This window comes from Thermodesulfobacteriota bacterium, assembly GCA_035325995.1.
Lineage (GTDB): Bacteria > Desulfobacterota_D > UBA1144 > Nemesobacterales > UBA2774 > JADLGH01.
Genome location: DAOKYU010000006.1, coordinates 141,616 through 163,401, shown reverse-complemented (window position 1 = coordinate 163,401; position 21,786 = coordinate 141,616). Strand labels below are relative to the sequence as shown.

Here is a 21,786-nt window from a genome sequence, read left to right as displayed (position 1 = left end):
GGGCTATAATTCACTGGACAGACATCACATCACGAGGGAGTGTTATAAAGTGTCTACGCGGGGTATTAAGGATACCGTCCGCGCCAGGGTCAGGCGCGATCCGGAGTTCAGGGCAGGGCTTTTGAAGGAGGCTATCGAGCGTCTCATGGCCGGGGACCTCGCCGCCGGGAAGGCGGTGCTCAGGGATTTCATAAAGGCGACCAGCGGGTTCGAGGGGCTTTCCCGCACGATGCACAAAAAGCCCGAAAGCCTCATCCGGATGCTGAGCCCGAAGGGTAATCCGACGGCCCAGAACATCTTCCGTATCATAGCCGAGGTGCAGAAGCAGGAAGGGCTTCACCTCGAGATAAAGATCGTGCACTGACGACACCGGAGGCGCGTCATGGCGAAAAGGGGTTTCACCCGCAGCACCGAAACGATTGACAAGGAAAAGCCGCTTCGTAACGACGTCCGCTTTCTGGGGAACATCCTCGGATGGGTGCTCATAGGCCAGGAAGGCCGGGAGATCTTCGACATCGAGGAGAAGATAAGGGCCCTTACCAAGGAGATGCGGACCAGCTATCACAAGAGCCAGAAGGACGAGCTGGTAGCGACGATCAGGAGCCTTTCCGACGAAGACCTCTACAAGGTCACGCGCGCCTTCACCATATATTTCAAGCTCGTGAACATCGCCGAGCAGATTCACAGGATACGCCGTCGCCGGGAATATAAATACATCTCGGACGTAAAGGACTCGAGCGAGGGATCGATAGAAAGCCTTTTCGCCGTGCTGAAAGAAAGAGGCGTCCCCTACGATAAATTCAAGCCGCTCGTCGATTCGCTGTCGATAGACCTCGTCCTCACGGCGCACCCGACCGAAGTCAACCGCCACATCGTCCTCGAAAAGTTCCGCTACATCTCGTCGCTGCTCGCCGAGCTCGGGAGCGTCCGGCTGGACGAGGAGGGCAGGAAGGCCGTCGAGGACGAGATACACGCCGAGCTCATAGGGCTCTGGCAGACCGAGGAAGTCCCGCCGTTCAAGAAAACTCCCCTCGACGAGGCGCGAAATATTCACTATTACTTCCGCGAGACGATTTTCGATGCGCTGCTCAGGGTGTACGACGAGTTCGAAAAGAAGATAGAGGAGAGCTACGGCGTGCCCGATGTGCACCTGCCGTCGTTCCTCCGCTTCGGGTCGTGGGTGGGCGGCGACAGGGACGGTAACCCCTTCGTCACGCACGAGATAACACGGGAAGTCCTCGAAATGCAGAAGGCCATGGCCGTCGAGAAGCACCTCGAAAAGCTATGGCGTCTCAAGCGTCAATTGAGCTCGTCGGTAAAGATAGTCCCCGTGAGCCGCGAGCTCCGCCGCGCCGTCACGCCCGAGATGAAGCGCATGGCCGGCGAGAGGGGCATACACAACCCGGACGAGTACTACAGGATATTTCTGGAGCACGTCGAGATGAGGCTGGCCGCCGTTATCTCGGACCGCGAAGGCCCGGTGCGGCCATACGTCCTTTGCGAAGAATTCCTCTCCGACCTCTACATGATCGACAGGAGCCTCCGCGGGAACAAGGGCGGCAGGCTGGCCGACTCCACCCTCAAGATGCTCATACGCCAGGCCGAAGTGTTCGGATTCCACATGGCCCGGCTCGACATACGGCAGAACAGCGCCGTCCACACCGCGGCGCTGACGGAGATCACCGAGCGGCTCGGGCTCGCGAATTACGGCGGCATGACGGACGACAAAAAGTTCGAATGGCTCACGCGCGAGATCAAAAACCCCCGCCCGCTCGTCCCCGACTGGCTGCCGCTTTCGCCCGAGACGGACGAGCTCCTCCTCACATTCCGCACGATGAGGGAATGCCTCGACGAGGTGAGCCCCGACTGCATTAATACATACGTCATAAGCATGACGCGGAGCGCGGCGAACATACTGGAGGTGCTCCTGTTCCTCAAGGAGGCCGGGCTCTACCGCTCGGACGGCGGCAAGGTGACGAGCGCGATAAACATCGTCCCGCTCTTCGAGACGATAGACGATTTCCGCGCCGCCCCGGGCGTCATGCGGAGGCTCTTCTCCGAGCCCGTGTACAGGGAGCATATAAAAGCGCGCGGGAACTATTCCGAGATAATGATCGGCTACTCCGACAGCGGGAAGGACGGCGGCATATTCTGCGCCGGGTGGGAGATTCACAAGGCCCAGCGTCTCCTGAAGTCCATCGCCGACGAGTTCGGCATAAGGAACAGGTTCTTCCACGGGCGCGGCGGCACCGTCAGCAGGGGAGGGGGCCCGACGAACCAGGCGATACTCGCGCGCCCCGCGGGGACGGTAGACGGCGCGATAAAGATAACGGAGCAGGGCGAGGTCATTTACAGCAACTACTCCCTCCCGGAGATCGCCGAGGACAACCTGGAGCTCGTTCTCTCGTCCGTCGTGCTCACGAGCCTCAACAACGAGGACGTGAACCCCCTATGGGAAGACGTCATGGACGAGATAGCCGTCGAGGCGCGCTCCGCATGGCGCGGGCTCGTCTACGACGACCCGGACTTCTACACCTACTTCCGGCAGTCCACGCCGATTTCGATCATCCAGCAGATGGGCATCGGCTCGCGCCCCGCGCGCCGCTCGCGCTCGAAGAGCATAGAGGAGCTCCGTGCGATTCCGTGGGTTTTCAGCTGGACACAGAACCGTCATCTCATCACCGGTTTTTATTCCGTCGGCACCGCGCTCAAGAAATTCATCGACAAGGCACCACGTAAAAACCTCGAAATCCTCCGCGACATGTACGCGAACTGGCGTTTCTTCAGGTCGCACATCGACAACATCCAGATGACGCTCAGCCGCGCCGACATGTGGATCGCCCTCGAATACTCTTTTCTCGTCCGTCCGAGGGAGGTCGGCAAGCGGATCTTCGGCAGGATAAAGGACGAGTTCGATCTCACCGAGGAGACGATACTCCGCATAGCCGGCGAGAAGCGCATTCTCGACAACAACCCGTTCCTTCAGAAGTCGATAGAGCTCAGGAATCCCTACATCGATTCCCTCAGCTATATACAGGTGGGGCTGCTCCGCCGTCTCCTCAAGGGCGATTTCACCCCGGGAGAAAAGGCCGCCCTCGTCGACGACCTCAAGCTCAGCATAAACGGCATATCCGCCGGCCTCAAGAACACCGGCTAGGCGGGCCACGCCCGCAGACAATCGAAGTAGCGGCGTATTGCCATTATCACCAGCCGCGCTTCAGGTGGTATTTGGCAACCAAGGTGCTACGTCGAAATGCGACACTACGTGTCCGCCACGTGCGCTGGATATCGAAGCGGGGATATTTTTGTTGTCATTCCCGAATGCTTGTATCGGGAATCCAGTCTTTTAATAAAAAGAACAAATACAAAAAAGGCGAACGACTTCTACTTTTCCTTGATGAAAAGTAGCAAAAATCACGGGCCGGGAAAAATTGCGCTAAAAATCATCGTTTCTTCGCTAAATCTTCCACCTTCCCCATCCCCTGGTCAGATTTTTAACGCTCATCCACTCGATTTTCTTAACGCCAATTTTGACGGCCCGGGAATGTATTGCTGCGCCGTTTACACGGCTTGCAATTTATGTGTTGCATAGAACAGGCAGCGATTCTAAGGTGGGTAGTGTGCGAATGGTACTTTGAATCTCTAACCCTACTACGTCGAATTCCAGCGCACGCGGTACCAGATAGACGCCTGCGAGATAAGAGAACGGCGTCCAACTCCTCGCTCGCTCAAAATCGTTGGGAATGACAAACTGGTGGTGTTTGCTGTGTTCTACACATTCCTTCCCATAACCCCGGACAGCGTCCTCAGCAGCGTCTCGGCGCTGAAAGGCTTCGGTAAAAACGCATCGATGAGGTTGTCCTCGACACTTATGAGCTCGTGCTCCTTCTGGTAGCCGCTGACGGAAATGATCTTCAAACCGGGGAGCCTCTCCTTCAGAGCCTTCACGACCTGGGTCCCGTTCATGACGGGCATCATCATGTCCACTATGGCGGCGTCGATGTGCTTCTGCCCGCCGTCCACGATTTCGAGGGCCTTCCTCCCGTCCTCCGCCGTGAGGACGTCGTAGCCGAACTCCTCCAGCACCGAGCTCGTGATGTCGAGAATGGCCTTCTCGTCGTCCACCACCAGGACGGTCTCGCCCCTGCCGGTGATGGAATCATGCTCGGGACGAGCGTCCTCGGACTCCCTGCCGTCAGGCTCGATCGCGGGCAGGTAGACGTAAAACGCGCTTCCCTTCCCGGGCACGCTCTCGACGTGAATGGCCCCGCCGTGCTCGTTCACTATCCCGTACGCCGTCGCAAGGCCGAGCCCGGTCCCCTTGTCGGGCTCCTTCGTCGTAAAGAACGGGTCGAATATCTTGTCGATTATCTGCGGCTCGATTCCGCACCCCGTATCTTCTATCTTTAAGAGGACGTAATTCCCGGGCGGGAGCCCGTGCATCCTGTCGTCCGGGCCGCCTTTTCTGCGCACGTTCTCCGCTGTCAGCGAAAGCCGCCCCCCCTCGGGCATGGCGTCCCTCGCATTCAGGCAGATGTTGAGTGCCACCTGATGCATCTGCGTATAATTCCCCGAGATATTCCACAGGTCCTGGGGCGAGCTCAGCGACACTTCTATATTCTTCTGGAACGTCTCGTGTATTATCGACGCGATATCGTCCAGGAGGCATTTCATTATGATGGTCTGCTTCTCGGAGTGTATGCCCCTGGCGAAAGAGAGCACCTGTCGGATGAGGTCGGCCCCGCGCCGCGCGTTCGCTTCCAGAACGTCCAGTGTTCTTTCGTTCGCCGCCTCGCTTTTCCCCGATTTAAGAAGGCCTATGGACATCAGTATCGGCTGGAGGATGTTGTTGAGGTCGTGCGCTATTCCCCCGGCGAGCATGCCTATGCTTTCGAGCCTCTGCGTCCGCAGGAGCATCGCTTCGAGGCTCTTCTTTTCGGTTATGTCCGTGCCGACTCCGACGTAGCCGATTACCTCGCCGCTGTCGTTTTTTATCTCCGTGCTTACTACGTGCGTCGGGAACGTCGTCCCGTCCTTCCTCTTCGTAACCAGCTCGCCTTCCCAATGTCCGGTCGTCCTGAGACGCCTCATGATATCCCAGGCATTTTCGTCGTCCAGGCGGGGGAGGGATATTTCCCTTATATGTCGGCCGAGCACTTCGTCCTCCTTCCAGTGTATGAGCTCCTCGGCGAACTTGTTCCAGTATATTATCTCGCCGTCGAGGTCCGTCGCTATAACGGTATTCCTCACCTGGTCGAGGAGCGAGGCCTGAAAGCGTATCTTCTCCTCCGACAGCTTCCGCTCGGTTATGTCCGAGACCGTGCCGACGTATCCGTCTATCCTGCCGTCGCCGCTCTTGAGCGGCTGGGCCTGCACGGCGGCCCAGACGGCGGAGCCGTCGGTCTTCCTGTAGCGGTACTCCGATTTGAATTCCTTTCCCGCACTGGAGGTTTCCTTCCATAACCGCAATACGCTTTCCCGGTCGTCGGGATGCAGCCACGTCGGCCTGCTGCTGCCGTAGATCTCGGCTCTGCTCATGCCCGTAATGTCGCAGAAGCTCTGGTTGACGTATATGACCTTGCCCTTTGCGTCGGTCTGGAATATACCGAGCGGCGACACTTCGGTCAGTGTCTGGTAGCGCTCCTCGGAATACTTGAGCGCCTCTACGTGCCGGGCGTTGAGCATGGCCGTTTCTATCTGGGTTTTGATGATTTCGAGGAGTTTCACCTCGTCTTCGAAAAATACGTTTTTGGTGAACGAGTTTATGCCGATGCATCCTATCGTCCTCGTTCCCATCCTGAGCGGCATGGAGACGTAGCTTTTTATCCCGGCCGCCCTGCCCGCCGGCCCTATGGCCGTGTCCTCGTCCGTGTCCGGGACGACGAACGTCGAGTCCTCGATTATGGTTCTCCACGTAAGGCCCTTCGGGTAGGGGATTTTCGCCAGCTTCTCGGCGAGCCAGTCCGGGTGTCCCCAGTAGGATTGCATCACCGCATCGTCCCCGTCGACAAGGAATATCTGCACCATGTCGACGTACGCTATATTCTCTCCCATCACGCTGACGGCGTTCTCCATGATCTCCGCCGGGTCTATGGAGCTGTAGACGCTCTGCGTCACGATGTTGATTATCTTCTCGTACTGTTCTTTCTTCGATAGCTGCTCGACCTTCTCTTCGAGATCCCTTTCCGATTCCAGTATCGATTCGGTGAACCTGGCGTTGTTTATCGCTATCTCTATCTGCCTCGAAACTATCTCGAACACACTCAGCTCGCCGGCCCCGAATGCGTACGTCTCCCTGGAATTTATATTGATCACGCCTACGGATTTCCCTTCGGACTTAAGCGGTATGGACAGATAGCTCCTGGTCCCGAGCTCTCTGCCCGCAGGCCCCATTACGGTGTCGTTCTCCGTGTCGGGGACGTAGATCATCTTACCTTCCATCATCGTTTTCCACGTGAACCCCTTCGGGTACGGGATCTTGCTGACGCGTTTTATAAACCATTCGGGATATCCCCTGTAGGCCTTCATCACCGCCTCGTCGCCTTCCCTGAGGTATATGCAGACGGTCTCCACGGTCTCCATGTTCTGAGAGAGCGCTTCGACGGCGTTTTCGATGACCTCGTCGAGGTCGATCGATTTGTGGACCGCCTGGGTCACGAGGTTTATCACGGCCTCGTGGCTGTTGAGCCTGGACAGGTCTTCGAGCGTCTTCTTGAGCCGCTCCTCGGTGAGGGTCTTTCCGGTTATGTCGAGAGCGGACACCAGGAAGACCGGGTCGCCGGCGAGTGTCGAGAGCTTCATCTCGACCTCTACGGGATAGTGCGAGCCGTCTTTTCTGTGGTGAAACGTCGGGAACCTTACCGTGCCCTCGGGGTTTTCGGTCAGCCTCGAAAACAGCATGTCGATATATTCCGGGGAAAGCCCTCTTTTTATATCGGACGGAGCGAATCCCTTCACCTCGTCGGGGCTGTAGCCGAGGTTCTCGAGAGCCGTGTTGTTGGCGTAAAGGAGCAGCCTGCTCCCGGCGTCGCACACGTATATCTCGTTGACGAGGTCGTCGAAGAGACGGAAAACCTCCTCTCGCATGCGCGCCTTCTCCCGGGTATGTATCTCCCGCTCTGGATTATCCGGTTTGCCGATAGCGTATCTCCTTCCGTGCGTCGGATGCGGCTGTCTTCCGACCGGGCTCGACGGTTGAATCGCCGGCACAGACGCTGCTGTACTCGGAAGCCGCGTGAAGGAAAGCGTGCGGCATCTCCAGCCACTAATTATACGGCCGGTTTATCGAAATCTATAAATATACTTATGTGGGATTGCGGCGGGGCCGGCTTTATAAAAATGGCGTAACCGGCTGTAATGACGGGATAATACTGTGCCGCCCCGGGGCGGCCGAGGAGCGGCGGGCTATCTCGAAAGGGCGACGGTTTTTCTGACGAGCTTCATCCTGTACATGTCCCTGTCGGCCATGTCCACGAGGTCCTCGGCGGTGCGCTTGCAGCCCGGCGTGTATTCGGCCAGCCCGTAGCTGAACTCGATGCTGTAGGGCTTTTTGCTCCGGGCGTTCCGGGCATCGACCGCGGAGTGGATTCTCTTGAGAACTGTCCCGCTCCCCTCGATCGTCGTTTCGTGAAGCATGAGAAGAAGCTCGTCCCCGCCGAGCCTGCACATGACGTCCGATTCCCTCAGCACGCCGCCTATGAGCTTGACGATGGTGGTGATCGCCCTGTCGCCTTCCTTGTGCCCGTAGCTGTCGTTTACGAGCTTGAGGTTGTCGAGGTCGATATAGCACGCGGTAAAGCTCCTCCCGTGGCGCTCGCAGAGCTTTATCTGTTTCCGGAGCGCCTCGAGCCCCGCCCTCCGGTTGAGGATTCCGGTCATCTGGTCGGTCATGGAATGCTTGCGCGCGGCCAGCTCGGCCAGCTTCCTGGCGGTGATGTCCGAATAGGAAAGGACGGCGCCCGCCGGCTCGCCGCCGTTTATGAGCCTGGTTACGGAGAGCTGAAGCCACCTCTTTTTGCTGCCTGTGTGGCTCGGGATCTCGACGGTGAATTTCCCCTTATCGCCCCTCACGAGGCTCTTGATGTTCCTGATTACGGTCGAAATCTTGCCCCCTGCGGGGTTGTGCCTTCTCAGCCGCGCCAGGTAGTTGGTCCCGATGGGGGGCCTGTCGAGGACGCCCGCGGGCTGCCTGTCGGGGAAGCTTTCCCATGCGGTGTTTACGGCGACGATCCTGCCGGTTTTGTCGATTATGGCTATCTGCTCTTCGAAAGAATCGAGCGCAGCCTGCGCCATGCCTTCACGGTCGTCTTCGGCAAAGGGGTCTACGTACGTTTTCTTCGCGGCCATGAACGTGCTCGTGATGTCCGAATCCTGTGTTTGCAGCTCCGCAATAAATATCATTTTCCCGCCGACCGTCCTCCGGAATAAAAAACTCCGCTCTCGCGTTCTGTACCTATATACGTACGTACCGCGATAAACGGATTTGGTTCAGGGTTATTTTCCGGCCGCGGGCTTTTCGGCCTTCTTTAGGGTCGATGCCGCATCATCCTCAGAAAGTCTATCCTAATTTGTGCGAATATTGAAGTAAATAAAGGTAAAATGTATTTTTCGGCCGGCCGCGGGCAGCCCCGGGGGAGCGGGCTCAGGAGCCGCCCTGTTTTGTCGGCGGTTCCTTGTCGAGATTCGGGTCGTATCCGAGCTCGTCGAGGGCTTTCAGTATGCCGTCAAGGCAGCTCGAATTCGAGCCGGGCATGTTCTCTTCGGTGGCGACGTCGAGCTCCCTGGCGTCGTACTCCCACCTTTTAAGTATCTCCACCTTCTGCTCACGCGTAAGGCCTTCGGCCGAGAGCACGTCTTCGGGGCCGCTGAACACGGCCGAGGGGTTTAAGAGCGCTTTTTCGATATCTACCATTGGTCGTCCTCCTTTCCTCGACACTCTGTCAATAACTATAGTTTATTATACACCGATAACGAAGTCACCGCCTTCCAATTTCCCTCGTAATATATTATTCTTCGGTTTAACAGGCCCCGCGCTCACCAAAACAAGGGCATGCGTGGGAGGTGACTTATGGCGGATTCATGCCGCACGGTAAGGTACATTCTCGCTTTTTTAGTTCTCGTTCCTCTGTCGTTCTTTGCTTCGGGCTGCGATTCCGGCGGCGGCAGGGACGCCTTCGAGAGACGCTGCCTCGACGCCAACGGTGAAATCTGCGACCAGAGATACGCCCTCTGCATCGCCGCAAGTTGCGACCCCGACACCATGGACGGCGACACGATAGAATGCGGCCGCTGCGACGCGGACGACGGGAGCTGCGGCTACTGCTACGTCTTCGAGGGCAAGTCGTGCTCGTACAACGCCCCCTGCAGCGACGTCATACCGGACGGCGACGTCGTGTATTCGACGTATTCGGAGGTGCTGAGCCAAGAGTACGGCCTCAGCGTGCTCACGTGCAGCGAGCCCGACGGACTACAGGCCGGATGCATGGACGCCGAATGCAGGCTGACGGGGGAGACTGCCGAGATTACGGACAGCCTCGGCGTTACGCGGAACGTGCCGACTGCCATTTGCAGGTGCAGGCTCTTCAGCGGGAACGAGCAGTCGACGCTCGGCGGGAAGTGCGACACGGCGAACTGCTCGTCGATATGGTCGACGGCCGGCGATCACGGCGGGGCGGCGCTCAGCTTCGTTCCGCAGTGCTCCGATTGACGTCGGCCGCGGATATTGCGAGGCGGGGCTCGCGGCTCGCCGCCGGCGTGCGGCGGCGGTCAGCCGGGGACAATCGGCAGCGTGAGAAAATAACCCGCGGCTGCGCTGGCCGCGCCGATGGCTATGCCTCTTATGATTTCTCCAGCCGGGACTTTCAGCCCGGCGAGCGAAAATATCATCCCGGCCCACACGAGCGCCGCGAAGATGGTGAACTGCGGCGACTCGTAGAATATCGACGTGAAGGCGACGAGCATAAGGGCCCTCGCGATGTGGAGGTTCGAGCCCCGGACGAGCCTCGCCAGCAGGATCAGGACGGGCAGGGCGATCACCACCTGGGAGAGAAACGCGGGGTAGGGCCCTATAGCGGCCCTCGCCGCTACGAGCAGGTAGAACGGGAGCCCGCCGAGAGCGACGAGGTCCCTCGCGATTTCGCGTTTAACGTCTCCGGTTAGCTGCGGTGCATCGATCATGCTCATTTTCGGCCCTCCTTGCACTTACATAATACTGGACCCCGCCGGCCCCGGCTGCGGCGATTACATGCCGGTTTCCGAGCCGATTCCCCCCGCCGCATGCCGGGGGAGTTGATACGCGCCGCCCGGCGGGATACGTTATAGAGACGTTCTCTTCGTGAAAGGAGAACGGAAAAGGGCCGCCCGCCCATTCGGAACACACTCAAGGAGGTACAGGAATTGAACAGCTTCGATCTTTTAAGGGACGTGGAATTTAAAGAGGAGCATCCCGTCGCGGAGACGATACTCGCCGACAGGGACACGAGGCTGATAAGGTTCAGCCTGCTGCCGGGCCAGAGCATAAAGGAGCACAGCGCGCCGTCGTCGCCCGTGTATATAATCATCCTAGAGGGCAAAGGGCTATTCACCGACGGTGAGAGCAGCGTAAAGGAGCTCGGTGTAAACTCGTGCGTTAAATACGAGCAGGGCGAGAAGCATTCAGTCAGCGCTCAGGACGAAAAGCTCGTCTTCATCGCGCTGCTAAGGGGCTCACCGAGGGATTAACCCGGCTTGCATAGGGGCTTAACACTAATGTTAAGCCTTGCCCGCCTTTGTATGGATAATTAAATTCAAGGCATAGAGACCAGGAGGGGGTGAGACATGGCAAGAGTGCGGTACATAGAGGAAGAGACCTCGGATAATCCCGTGGTGAAAGAGGCTTTCGAGCGGATGAGGCTGAAGAGGGGGAAGGTTACGAACATCTACAAGGCGCTTGCGCACAAGCCGTCGATACTGGCCGCGATAGGGCCGTTCGTCGCGGCCGTTCAGGCCCCGGACGAGGTGGACGCGAAGCTCAAGGAGAAGATAATCCTCCGCGTCTCGAAGCTGAATCGCTCGGCATATTGCTGCCACGCGCACGAGCAGATAAGCGCGAAGATGGGCTTCACGCCCGAAGAGATAGCGGAGATGGACGCCCCGGCGGCCGCGGGCATCGGCCCCGGCGAGAAGGCCGCGCTCCGGTACGCCGAGGCTCTCACGCTTAACCCGGGGGACATCCCCGAGGACGTGTTCACCGAGCTGAAGAAGCATTTCAGCGAATCGCAGATCGTTGAGATAACGATGGTCGCGGCGCTTTACAACATGGTGAACAGGTTCAACGAGGCGCTCAAGCTGGATCCGGAGGAGTATTGAGGGGGGGGAGATAAGGAGCAAGGGCTTACCCGGAGGCAAATAGGGCTTGTCCCCCGGCATATTGTCCGGTATGGTAGCGGAGCGGAGGGCTCGATTCCGTATGCCGTTTTTTATTTTGTCATCTCGAACAACGATTCCGGGCGTGTGAGGAATTTCCCCGCTTCTGTCATTCCCAACGATTCCGAGCAAGTGAGGAATTGGACGCCGTTCCCTTATCTCGCAAACGTTCATCCAGTACCGCTCGCAACTTACCATCTTTAGCATAATGCCTGTATCGGGAATCCGGTTTTTAAAAGATAGATCTCTCACTTTGTTCGAGATGACAAAATTCTATGGGTGCGGGTTTTGGAGGCCTGACGGGGGACGTTTGCTACTTAACTGGTAACGTTTGAATAAGGCTTTTTACTTTGCTTCACCACACACGTATGTGTGATTCTCGGCTAGCAAGTTCTGAGACTATAACTAGGTGAAGCGCGACTGGAGGTTGTGGCAATGCCTTGCTACTTCGAAAGCTGGTAGAGGCTGCGGGGGTTGGCGGCCTTGCGGGGGACGTTCCGAGTTAGCTGGTAAATGAGGAGTAATATCTCTCTACTTTTGACTGACCAAAAGTAGCAAAAGTCACGGGCCGGACACGTAGTGTCGTTTTCGGCATAGCGCGATAGTTGCTAAGACCACCGGAAGCGCGTCGGGTGGCAATGGCAGAGCGATGCCACTTCGAATTCCCGCGGGCGTGGCCCGCCTAGTTCTTTATCTTGTGCCCCGTCCGGAAGATCCACCAGACCAGGACTATACACACCGTCAGGAAGACGAGGGTCATTCCGAGGCTTATGCGCACGTCCACGTCCGAGACGCCGTAGAAGCTCCACCTGAACCCGCTTATGAGGTAAACGACGGGGTTAAAGAGCGTCACCTTCTGCCAGAAGGGCGGCAGCATGTGGATCGAGTAGAAGCTGCCCCCGAGGAACGTGAGCGGCGTCACGATCATGAGCGGCACGATTTGCAGCTTCTCGAACCCGTCGGCCCATATGCCGATTATGAACCCGAACATGCTGAACGTGACCGCCGTCAGTATAAGGAACCCGACCATCCAGAGCGGGTGTTGTATGTGGTACGGGACGAAGACGCGCGCCGTTACGAGTATGAGCGTCCCGAGTATGACGGACTTCGACGCAGCCGCGCCGACGTATCCGAGCACGGCCTCCATGCTCGACACGGGGGCCGACAAAAGCTCGTAAATCGTCCCGGCGAACCTCGGCATGTATATCCCGAACGAGGCGTTCGATATGCTCTCGCTCATGAGCGTCAGCATCACGAGCCCCGGCACGATGAAGGCCCCGTACGTGACGCCGCCTATGTCGCCTATGCGCGAGCCTATCGCAGCCCCGAAGACGACGAAGTAAAGCGACGTCGAGATTATAGGCGAGGCGATGCTCCGAAAAAGCGTCCTCCACATGCGCGCCATCTCGAATTTGTATATGGCCATTACGGCGTAGAAGTTCAATTCCCGTTCCTCACGAGGTTGACGAATATCTCTTCGAGAGAGCTCTCGCTCGAATGCACGTCGCTGAAATCGACGCCCCGCTCGTCGAGCCGCTTCAGGAGCCCGGCTATGCCCGTCTCCCCGGCGTTGGCGTCGAAGTCGAATACGAGCGTCATCCCGTCCGGGGCGAGCTCGAGGCTGAACTCCGAAAACCCCTCGGGTATCCGGGATATCGGGCTTCTTAACGTGAGTCTGAGCTGCTTCCGCCCGAGCTTTCGCTTGAGCGTGTGCTTGTCCTCGACGAGTATGATCTCGCCGTGGTTTATTATCCCGATGCGGTCTGCAATCTGCTCGGCCTCTTCTATGTAATGGGTCGTCAGGATTATCGTTACGCCGCTTTCCCTGAGCCGCCTGACCATGTTCCACATGTCGCGCCTGAGCTCGACGTCCACCCCCGCCGTGGGCTCGTCGAGGAAGAGTATCCGGGGCTCGTGGGCGAACGCCTTGGCAATGAGGACACGCCGCTTCATGCCGCCCGAGAGCGTGATTATCTTCGTGTCCTTCCTGTCCCATAGCGAAAGATCGCGGAGAATCTTTTCGATGTAGGCGTCGTCGGGCGGCTTCCCGAACAGGCCCCGGCTGAAGCTCATCGTCGCCCCGACCGACTCGAAAACGTCCGTCGTCAGCTCCTGCGGAACGAGCCCGATGATGGAGCGGGTCTTCCTGTATTCGGTGATGATATCGTGCCCGTCGGCGAGCACCGTCCCCGAGCCGGGGTTCACTATGCCGCATATTATGCTGATGAGCGTAGTCTTCCCCGCTCCGTTCGGGCCGAGGAGGGCGAATATCTCCCCGCGCCTTATGTCGAGGTTGACGTTCTTGAGCGCGTGCTGCCCCGAGGCGTATGTCTTGCTCAGGTTCTTTACGGATATGATTGCGTCCATCTGTTTCCCGGAAAGCCGTATATTGTATCCTGAAAAAGCGCGTTTATCATACGCGCGGTGAACTGCTTTATTAGAGGTTAGATGCACGCATGCCGCTATCGGCTTCGCGGCGGCGGTCGGCGGTGATGAATTTCGGAAAATACGCCCGGCATTGGCGCGTCACGACAATATGCCGGACGTAGACAGCAACGAAAAGGGGGGAGAGCGGACTCCGCCCGCGCTCCCCCTCTGTCATGTCTTGGAAGAACCCCGGGGTCGGCCTCCTTCCGGCTTCCGCACCCGGGGGGCTATCGTAGCCGATTAGTCTTCTTCCTTCGACAGAATGTTGAGATGATGGTCCATCTTTATGTCGTACTTCTCGCCGTCGAAGCACAGGGCCTCCGTTTTGTAAATGCCCGGCATCAGTCCGCGCGGCTCGTCCTCGTCCACGACGTATACGCCGCTTACGGACTCGACCTCTATGTCGTCTGTAACCGTGCATCCCTGCGCCTTGAGGGCGCCGTAAACCGCGGCCTCCTCGGTCGGCGTCGCATCCCTGTCGGCGTACGAATTATCCGCCGCGAACAGGAATCCCGTGGCGAGAGCCGCTATTCCGAATACTATTCCCTTCTTCATGTCGTTCACCTCCGGTGTAGATTGGCGTGAGCGTTATTGCTCCCGCGTTCGGTCCCGCCCTTTACGGGACGGGATTATATGAAATGGGGCAAGAGCCGTGCCAGTTCGTAATATGTTAATAAATACAGTGCGTTATGAAGGGAAGAGTTTCCTGCCCTGGTATAAAAAGAGGCCGGGCCGTAGGATGCCGAACAGTATAAACTGTCCGTATAAGCACAAGCCGCGCTTAAAGCACGGTTAATTCCACTGGAGATATTTCAACAACCGCGGTCCGGGTTCAGCCGTTTTCGAGGGCGTAGATTTTGTACTCGACCTTGCCAGGGACGATACGCCCCTCGCCGGCCGAGACTACGCCGTTAAGCCACGCGTACCGCGGGTCGCCCGTCTCGAACCGGGGCTGTATCATGAAATACGCCTCGCCGAATTCCATGGCCCGCCCGGCCGCGCGCGCCTCGCGTATCCTGTCGTTCATTTCGAGAACGCCCGCATACTGTAGGTATATGAAAGCGCCGTCGTCGGTTTCGAGAACGAGCCGGACGTCGAGGTGCCACAGGCCGTCCTTGTCCGACAGTATGTAGTCGCCGCCGCCGGGGAGAACCTTCCCCATGAGGCGGGGCCCGTGGAACGTCCCTCCGGCGGCGCCGGCGACGAGCCGCGTGCCGAACGGGCCGGGGCCGACGGGGGAGGGGCCTTTGCCGCCGAGCTCTACGTTAAGCGTTACGAGGTATGCGAGTTTCATCCGTGCCTCCCGGGGATGCGTGCCGCGAGCGCTGCGCGTCCCTCGCCGATATTATCGCCGCCCGCCGCGCCGTCTGTCAAAGCCGCACCCCGGCTACCTGATCGCGAGCCACTGGATGCTGGCTTCGGAGCGCCTAGCTTCGTTGAGATGCTTCTTGTTGGCCGTCATGACGTCGCTCCGGGTGAGTATCCCGACGACCCTGCCGGGGTGCGAGCGTATCACGACGGGGAGCCTGCCTATGTCGTTCTCGGACATTACGTCCATGGCGTCGCGGAGCGTATCGTCCTCGTATATCGTAACGGGCCGGCGTGTAACCAGCTCGAACAGCCGGGCCGTGTCCGGAAGGCTGCTGCTAAAGACGTCCTTTCTGGTAAGCATGCCCTTGAGCTCGCCGTTTTCGTCGAGGACGGGGTAGCCCTGGTGCCCGCTGCCGTCCAGCCCGGAATTCAGCCACGATTTTATTTCGCGGAGCGTCCGCCCCGTTTCGAGCGAGCTCACCTTGTACGACGCGCATTCCCTGACGAGTATGCCCGCCAGGGCGTCGATACCGTATTCCGCCGGGACTTTTATCCCCCGGCGCTCTATCTTCTCGGTCATTATCGAGTACCGCATCATGAGGGCCGATACCAGGTACGCCGCGCCGCAGCCGCCGAGGAGGGGCAGTATGCCGTGGGGCTCGAGCGTCGTCTCGAACGCGAACACGACCGAGGTGAGAAAAGCCCTCGACGCCCCCGTGAACATCGCCGCCATTCCGACGAGCGCGGCGGTGTTGGGGTCTATTCCCGCCGCCGGGAGAAGAATCACCGCCCCCGCCCCGAGCACCGCCCCGAGGCCGCCGCCTATCGTGAAGAGCGGCGCGAGCGTCCCGCCCGACGTCCCGCTCGACAGCGCTATGGACCACGATACGAACTTCAATATGAACAGGACGGCGAGCGTTTTCCCCGCTATACCGCCCGACAGGATGTCGTCGATTACGTTGTATCCTACCCCGAGCGTATCCGGGGCGAAGTATCCGACCACTCCGACGGCGACCGCCCCTATGGCCGGCCACCACATCCAGTGCACGGGTATCCTGGCGAACAGGTCCTCAAGGCCGTACACGGCCCTGGTCACGTATACAGCCGCCAGGCCGGTCAGGGCGCCCAGGGCGACGTATACGCCGATTGCCGCCGCGCCCGGAGCGGCTATGTGGGGCATTGCGAAGATCGGGTCCGCCCCGAGAAACGAGATTCTCACGACCGTCGCGGCGACGCTGGCCATGGCGACGGGGATGAGCGAGCGCGCCTTGAATTCGAAGAGCAAAAGCTCCACCGCCAGCAGCACGGCGGCCACGGGGCTCCCGAACGTCCCGGCCATGCCCGCGGCGGCTCCGGCCGCTAGCAGCGTTTTCCGCTCGTCGTTGGTCGTGTGGAGGAGCTGGCCGAGGAGCGAGCCGAACGCCCCGCCCGTCGCTATGATCGGCCCTTCGGCGCCGAACGGCCCGCCCGTGCCTATGGCTATCGCCGACGAAACGGGCTTCAAAAACGTGAGGCGCGGCTGTATGCGGCTCCTGTTGGTGAGCACCTGCTCCATGGCCTCGGGTATGCCGTGCCCGCGTATAGCCTGCGATCCGTACCTGGCCATTATGCCGACGATGAGCGCGCCCGCGACCGGGACGATGACCACGAAGATGCCGAGGTGGTTGCCTGCCGGAGATACGAACTCCGTCGAGAGCCTGCCGTAAAAGGCGATGTTGGTTATGAAGCCTATGAGCGCGGTGAGGGCCTGTGCGACGAGCCCGCCGACGAGGCCGAGCACCAGGGAATATACTGTTATCCTGACGGTGCCGCCGTCGATAACGGAGCCCCCGCGCGGCGCTTTACGGCCGACGGTCGGGTCGTCGAGGGACGGCGCTACCGGGATCGGTGAATGCGATGGTTCTGAAGGTATATCTTCCGCCATAGTAGTTATCGATCGTAACGGGAAGGGGCCCCGCAGCGGGCCGGTGTCCCGTTCTATAATCCCCTCCTGCCCCTTAAATCTAAAAGATTATTCGAGATTATCAAACCCCGGCGCCCACGGACCGGGTCCGTACCCCGGGCTGTCCGCCCGGAGACGCCGGGGAAAGATAAGCGGGAAGTAATGAAAACGGGTCAATCGGCGGCGTCTGCCGGCCTGACTTTCACCTTCGACAGTATGTTGAAATCGGCGTCGAGCTCTACGTCGTAATTACCGTCCTCGCACACGACGCCGTCGGCCTCGAAGACTCCCTCGCCGTCTACCTCGACTTCATCGGAGAGGGCGCATCCCTCTCCACCGAGGGCCTCGGCAACGGAGGCCGTCTCGGCGGCGGTTGCGTCCCTGTCGTCGGAGGATGCCCCGTCCGCCGCGAAGAACAGGGCAACGAGCGCGAGTATGGATATCGCGTATTTCATATCTTCACCTCCTTGTTACAAGGCTACTCAACGGACGGGCCGGAACCCAGGATTTTTTTGCCCCACGTCCAAGGCATATGGAAAATTTTTTCGCGGTATTGTAAAATGAGTTAATTGTTTTAATAAAGGAGGATGTCATGCGGAAAGATGTCCTGTACATGCCTTTACGAGTGTTCCTATCGACCCTGATTTTCACTCTTGCGGCTTTCGGACTCACGGCATCCGCACAGGTGATTTTCTCGTCCGACGAGTCCCAGTTCCTGTCGGATAATCCGGACCTCGACTTTCAGAATTTCCTGAGCGCCCCGGCGCCAGACGGAACCTTCATTGTATGCAACGCTCCGGTCGACGCCAGCTCCAACGACGACTGCTTCACGCCGGGTCAGATTCTCCCGGGAATAGCGTTTATCGACAATCCCGGTCCCGATCTCGGCTCCATGCTCGTATTCGGCGCCAACTACGCATTAAATGCCAATCCGAGGGGCCCCTTGACCACCAATACGTTCGCCGACACCTTCGATATCGTCTTCTCAGCCTCTGACACGACCCGTGCAGGGTTCCTGGCCGGTTGTATGGGTTCGATCGGCCCGTGCAGCGATCAAATGACCGTGCAGGTTTTCGGGGCCGGCGACGCGCTCATCGGCTCGACGTCGGTCGCCGTTTCGAGCGCATTCAACACCTTCGTCGGCGTAACTTCGGACGAAACGATTACGAGGATAAACCTCTCGAATACAATCGACACCGCAAATAATGTAGAGGGTATTTTGAACATCAGCTTCGGGGCGCCGCCGACACCGACGCCCGCACCCGTCGTTACGAACATACCCACGCTCTCGGAATGGGGAATGATAGCGACTGCGCTAATGTTGGCAGCGTTCGGGATGCTCGCGCTCAGGAGAAGAAGGACGGCCCAGCGGCACGGTCGGGCGCTTAAACAACGTTCCGTAACGTGCGGGCTCGCATCCCGCGTCAGGGATACAGCCCCCGGAGCCTCTTCGCCCGGGCGACGCGGTCGATGCCGAGCATGAGCGCCGCGAGGCGCATCGGTATCTCCTCCTTCTCCGCGAATTCGGCCACACGCGTAAAGGTGGACTTCATGCGCTTCTTCAGCTCGTCGTGGACGACGTCCCTCGACCAGTAATATTCCTGGAGCCCCTGCACCCATTCGAAGTAAGAAACGATGAGCCCGCCGGCGTTGGCCAGGATGTCGGGCACGACGAGTATGCCGCGCTCGCGGAGTATGTCGTCCCCGTCGGCCGTCGTCGGGTTGTTGGCGGCCTCGACTACTATCTTGCACTTTAGCCTGGGCGCGTTGTCCTTGTGTATCACGCGCCCGAGCGCAGCCGGGATCAGCACGTCGCATTCGAGTGCGAGGAGCTCTTCGTTGGTTATCCTGTCGCCCCCGCCGTGCTCCGTCACGAACCCCTTACGCCTGACTATCTCGACGAGCTCTTCGACGGGGAGGCCCTCGGGGTTGTATATGCCGCCGCTGACGTCGCTCACTGCGACTACCTTTATCCCGAGGTCCCTGAGCTTGAGGGCGGTGTACGTGCCGACGTTGCCGAACCCCTGTATGACGACCTTCACGTCCGGCGAGCGCTTGTGGAATCTTTCGAGCGTATCCTCCGTTACGTACGCGACGCCGAAGCCCGTCGCCTCTTCGCGCCCGAGCGAGCCGCCTATGAGAACGGGCTTGCCCGTAACGATCGAGGGCACGGTAAACCCCTTCGACATGCTGTATGTGTCCATTATCCACGCCATCACCTGCGGGTTCGTGCCGAGGTCGGGCGCGGGGATGTCTTCATTCGGGCCGATTATGGGGAGTATCTCGGCCGTGTATCTCCGCGTGAGCCTTTCGATCTCGCCTTCCGAAAGTTTCCCGGGATCGACGGATATGCCTCCTTTCGCCCCGCCGAACGGGAGCTCCGCAAGCCCGCACTTCCACGTCATCGTCATCGCCAGCGCGGCGACCTCGCCCATGTCCACTTCGGGATGATAGCGGATTCCGCCCTTGTACGGCCCGAGGGTCTGGTTGTGCTGAACCCTGTAGCCGCTGAACACCTTCTGCGTGCCGTCGTCCATCCTGACGGGGCAGCTTACGACCAGAGTTCTTTGGGGAAGCTCGAATCTCTCTTCGAGGCCATCGTCGCTCGCGATGCGCTCGCTGGCCCTCCTGAACTGCATGACGGCTTCGTTATAGGCGGGTGAATCGAAAAGCTCGTACATGTAAACCCTCCCGTTTATTTTTCGGTGTAATCCCGGTCATAAGTCCGGCTATGAGAATTATATAGATATTTGGGGAGATAGCGAAAGGTGGTATGCAGGGAATTATATTTTTTGTCGTCCGGCTTGTCGTCAGGCTTATAAAGACGGGGCTCAAGTCTTCAGCACGTGGAATGAATTTATCCGGCACAATTTGACTGAAGAATGATTTCCCCCTTTGAAAAAGGGGGATTTAGGGGGATTCGATTTTTTGCATGCGCTCACCTGCTGCCTATGATGTAAGGCTGGGTAATAAGAAAGAAATAAATCCTTCCTATCCCTCCTTTTTCCAGGGAGGGAACTAACTAATTTCCCTCTCCTCCCGTCGTCTCCGGTATGTCGAGCACGGGGCGCGGGGTGTCGGGGCTGACCGGCGGCAGTATCGGAAAGACCACTTCCGGCTGCTTGCCGGTGAGCGAGCGGAGGAAATCGGTGATCTTGCCAGCCTCCTCGTCGGTGAGCGTCGTGCCTAGCTGCGCGTTGCCCATGATAACCACTGCCTCCTCGAGATCCCACACCTTTCCGGAATGGAAATAGGGCGGCGTGAGCTCGATGTTGCGGAGTGTAGGGACCTTGAACGCGTACTCGTCGCTCTTGGTCTTGGTCACTGCGAAGCGTCCCTTGTCGTCCGGCGGCCTCACCTCGTCGGACGGCTTTTCGACCAGCCCGAACGGGAAATAACCGCCGCCGCCGATGTTAACGCCGTTGTGGCAGCTCGCGCAGCCCTTGGCGATGAAGAGGTCGAGTCCCTGCTTCTGGTTGTCCGTAAGCGCCGTGGCGTCTCCTTTCAGGTACTTGTCGAACGGCGAATCGGGCGTCAGCAGCGTTGTCTCGAAAACCTCGATAGCCTTTACGACGTTGTCGAAGTTGACGGGGTCCTCCTCCCCGGGGAATGTCTTTTTAAAGTACTCCCCGTACGCAGGCATGCTCCGGAGCTTCCTCTCGACGCTCTCGGGGGTGCTGCTCATCTCGACGGTCGCCTGCACGGGGCCCCGGGCCTGCTCGGCGAGGTCCTTCGCACGGCCGTCCCAGAACTGGGCGACGTTGAACGCGGAGTTCAGCACCGTGGGCGCGTTCCTCGGCCCCTTCTGCCAGGCGTGCCCGACGGAGGTTTCCTGGAGGTCTACGCCCCCCGTGCCGAGGTTGTGGCAGGTGTTACAGCTTATGAGGTTGGACGCCGAGAGCCTCGGGTCGAAGAAGAGCATCTTCCCCAGCTCGACCTTTTCCGGCGTTACAGGGTTGTCCTCTTTTTCGGGGGCCTTGTCCGGCAGCGGCTTGAAAAGCGCCGCTGCCTTCGTCATCAGCTCGTCCTGCGCCTCGTCCTGCGTTCCGTCCTGAGCGTGCAATACAGCCGCCGTCAGAACCGCAAGGATCAAAAATGTCACGCCTGATACTTTTCCTGTCATGTACACCCTCACAATATTATCGGAAGACGCCCTCGGGCGATCCCGTATTTTTCAAATCCGCCCATTCCCGTCTCCCTAACGGGGGAGGGCGGAATTTACGCGCTACTGCTCCGGGCTATATCTTCCGGCGCACCGTTAGACCGGATGCCTTACGGTCTCCCGAAAGACATCCAGCCGGCGATTATAGCCGCGGGCGCCGCGGTGATAGCGGCTACGCTCAGCCACGAGTTTATCCCCTGCCACTCACCCCTCGTGAGGCCGAACAGGAGCGTATCGCTCCCTCCCGTGGAATGGGGCGCTATGCTCAGCACGAACCCCGTCCACGCGGCGAGGACGCACGCGGCCACGAGCGCAGCGATCATTATGTAACCGAGATATGTCGAGGAGCCTTCGCTGTAAACTATACCAGTTTCAGTTTCCCGTGCAACTTTCACTGAAACCTCCCTACAAGGTTAGTTTTACATTTATTTCTATGCAGATTTCTATTGCAAGAGTGGTGCCGAAAGAGATTATCAAGTGATAATAGTAACTATCTGCAAAAAGTGATTTTCATTTGCTGTCCGAAATCCATACATCACAC

19 protein-coding genes are annotated in these 21,786 nt (G+C 58.9%); 6 read left to right on the top strand and 13 right to left on the bottom strand.

Annotated elements, in window-relative coordinates; translation table 11 throughout:
• The first annotated feature begins 49 nt into the window (after positions 1 to 49).
• Together PKC29_09920 and ppc are read left to right on the top strand one after the other, a co-directional pair.
• A complete protein-coding gene (locus PKC29_09920; GenBank protein HML95733.1) occupies positions 50 to 364 on the top strand; it encodes a transcriptional regulator in 315 nt (104 codons plus the stop codon).
• Between the two features lie 18 nt (positions 365 to 382).
• Complete coding sequence (gene ppc, locus PKC29_09915) at positions 383 to 3,157, top strand: phosphoenolpyruvate carboxylase (protein ID HML95732.1); 2,775 nt, start codon at positions 383 to 385, stop codon at positions 3,155 to 3,157.
• Between the two features lie 614 nt (positions 3,158 to 3,771).
• Here the strand turns inward: ppc and PKC29_09910 are convergent.
• The 3 genes from PKC29_09910 to PKC29_09900 form a co-directional block, all read right to left on the bottom strand.
• A complete protein-coding gene (locus tag PKC29_09910; GenBank protein ID HML95731.1) occupies positions 3,772 to 7,086 on the bottom strand; it encodes a PAS domain S-box protein in 3,315 nt (1,104 codons plus the stop codon).
• Between the two features lie 318 nt (positions 7,087 to 7,404).
• Positions 7,405 to 8,400: a diguanylate cyclase gene (locus tag PKC29_09905; protein ID HML95730.1), complete on the bottom strand. Its 996-nt coding sequence runs from the start codon at positions 8,398 to 8,400 to the stop codon at positions 7,405 to 7,407.
• 241 nt (positions 8,401 to 8,641) lie between these two features.
• Positions 8,642 to 8,911: a hypothetical protein gene (locus PKC29_09900; GenBank protein HML95729.1), complete on the bottom strand. Its 270-nt coding sequence runs from the start codon at positions 8,909 to 8,911 to the stop codon at positions 8,642 to 8,644.
• 156 nt (positions 8,912 to 9,067) lie between these two features.
• Here PKC29_09900 and PKC29_09895 point away from each other — a divergent pair, with 156 nt between their 5' ends.
• Complete coding sequence (locus tag PKC29_09895; protein HML95728.1) at positions 9,068 to 9,706, top strand: hypothetical protein; 639 nt, start codon at positions 9,068 to 9,070, stop codon at positions 9,704 to 9,706.
• Between the two features lie 59 nt (positions 9,707 to 9,765).
• Here the strand turns inward: PKC29_09895 and PKC29_09890 are convergent, their stop codons facing one another.
• Positions 9,766 to 10,182: a hypothetical protein gene (locus tag PKC29_09890; protein ID HML95727.1), complete on the bottom strand. Its 417-nt coding sequence runs from the start codon at positions 10,180 to 10,182 to the stop codon at positions 9,766 to 9,768.
• A 213-nt stretch (positions 10,183 to 10,395) separates the two neighbouring features.
• On the opposite strand from PKC29_09890, the gene PKC29_09885 reads away from it, so the two are divergent.
• Both PKC29_09885 and PKC29_09880 read left to right on the top strand, forming a co-directional pair.
• A complete protein-coding gene (locus tag PKC29_09885; protein HML95726.1) occupies positions 10,396 to 10,719 on the top strand; it encodes a hypothetical protein in 324 nt (107 codons plus the stop codon).
• A 96-nt stretch (positions 10,720 to 10,815) separates the two neighbouring features.
• Complete coding sequence (locus PKC29_09880) at positions 10,816 to 11,346, top strand: carboxymuconolactone decarboxylase family protein (GenBank protein ID HML95725.1); 531 nt, start codon at positions 10,816 to 10,818, stop codon at positions 11,344 to 11,346.
• 739 nt (positions 11,347 to 12,085) lie between these two features.
• Here the strand turns inward: PKC29_09880 and PKC29_09875 are convergent.
• The 6 genes from PKC29_09875 to PKC29_09850 all read right to left on the bottom strand — a co-directional run bounded on the left by PKC29_09875 (position 12,086) and on the right by PKC29_09850 (position 17,538).
• Entirely contained in the window at positions 12,086 to 12,847 is a 762-nt protein-coding gene (locus PKC29_09875) for an ABC transporter permease (GenBank protein HML95724.1), read from the bottom strand.
• Positions 12,844 to 13,770, bottom strand: coding sequence for an ABC transporter ATP-binding protein (locus tag PKC29_09870; protein ID HML95723.1), 927 nt, complete (start codon positions 13,768 to 13,770; stop codon positions 12,844 to 12,846). The genes PKC29_09875 and PKC29_09870 overlap by 4 nt, the downstream gene beginning before the upstream one ends.
• A 300-nt stretch (positions 13,771 to 14,070) precedes the next feature.
• Entirely contained in the window at positions 14,071 to 14,385 is a 315-nt protein-coding gene (locus PKC29_09865) for a hypothetical protein (protein ID HML95722.1), read from the bottom strand.
• A gap of 277 nt (positions 14,386 to 14,662) precedes the next feature.
• Positions 14,663 to 15,124 carry a DUF3237 domain-containing protein gene (locus PKC29_09860; protein HML95721.1) on the bottom strand — a complete coding sequence of 154 codons (462 nt, stop codon included), beginning with the start codon at positions 15,122 to 15,124 and terminating at the stop codon, positions 14,663 to 14,665.
• Positions 15,125 to 15,217: 93 nt separating this feature from the next.
• A complete protein-coding gene (locus PKC29_09855) occupies positions 15,218 to 17,065 on the bottom strand; it encodes a chloride channel protein (protein HML95720.1) in 1,848 nt (615 codons plus the stop codon).
• A gap of 191 nt (positions 17,066 to 17,256) precedes the next feature.
• Positions 17,257 to 17,538 (bottom strand): hypothetical protein, encoded by a 282-nt coding sequence (locus tag PKC29_09850; GenBank protein ID HML95719.1) that lies wholly within the window; start codon positions 17,536 to 17,538, stop codon positions 17,257 to 17,259.
• 137 nt (positions 17,539 to 17,675) lie between these two features.
• On the opposite strand from PKC29_09850, the gene PKC29_09845 reads away from it, so the two are divergent.
• Positions 17,676 to 18,566: an IPTL-CTERM sorting domain-containing protein gene (locus tag PKC29_09845; protein ID HML95718.1), complete on the top strand. Its 891-nt coding sequence runs from the start codon at positions 17,676 to 17,678 to the stop codon at positions 18,564 to 18,566.
• Here PKC29_09845 and PKC29_09840 read toward each other — a convergent pair.
• From PKC29_09840 to PKC29_09830, 3 genes are all read right to left on the bottom strand, one after another.
• On the bottom strand, positions 18,508 to 19,764 hold the full coding sequence (locus tag PKC29_09840; GenBank protein ID HML95717.1) for a Glu/Leu/Phe/Val dehydrogenase: 1,257 nt from the start codon (positions 19,762 to 19,764) through the stop codon (positions 18,508 to 18,510). The genes PKC29_09845 and PKC29_09840 overlap by 59 nt on opposite strands.
• A gap of 341 nt (positions 19,765 to 20,105) precedes the next feature.
• Entirely contained in the window at positions 20,106 to 21,206 is a 1,101-nt protein-coding gene (locus PKC29_09835) for a cytochrome-c peroxidase (protein ID HML95716.1), read from the bottom strand.
• A 149-nt stretch (positions 21,207 to 21,355) separates the two neighbouring features.
• The gene (locus PKC29_09830; protein ID HML95715.1) at positions 21,356 to 21,640 is read right to left on the bottom strand and encodes a hypothetical protein; all 285 of its coding nucleotides are present in this window, start codon (positions 21,638 to 21,640) and stop codon (positions 21,356 to 21,358) included.
• Between the last annotated feature and the right edge of the window lie 146 nt (positions 21,641 to 21,786).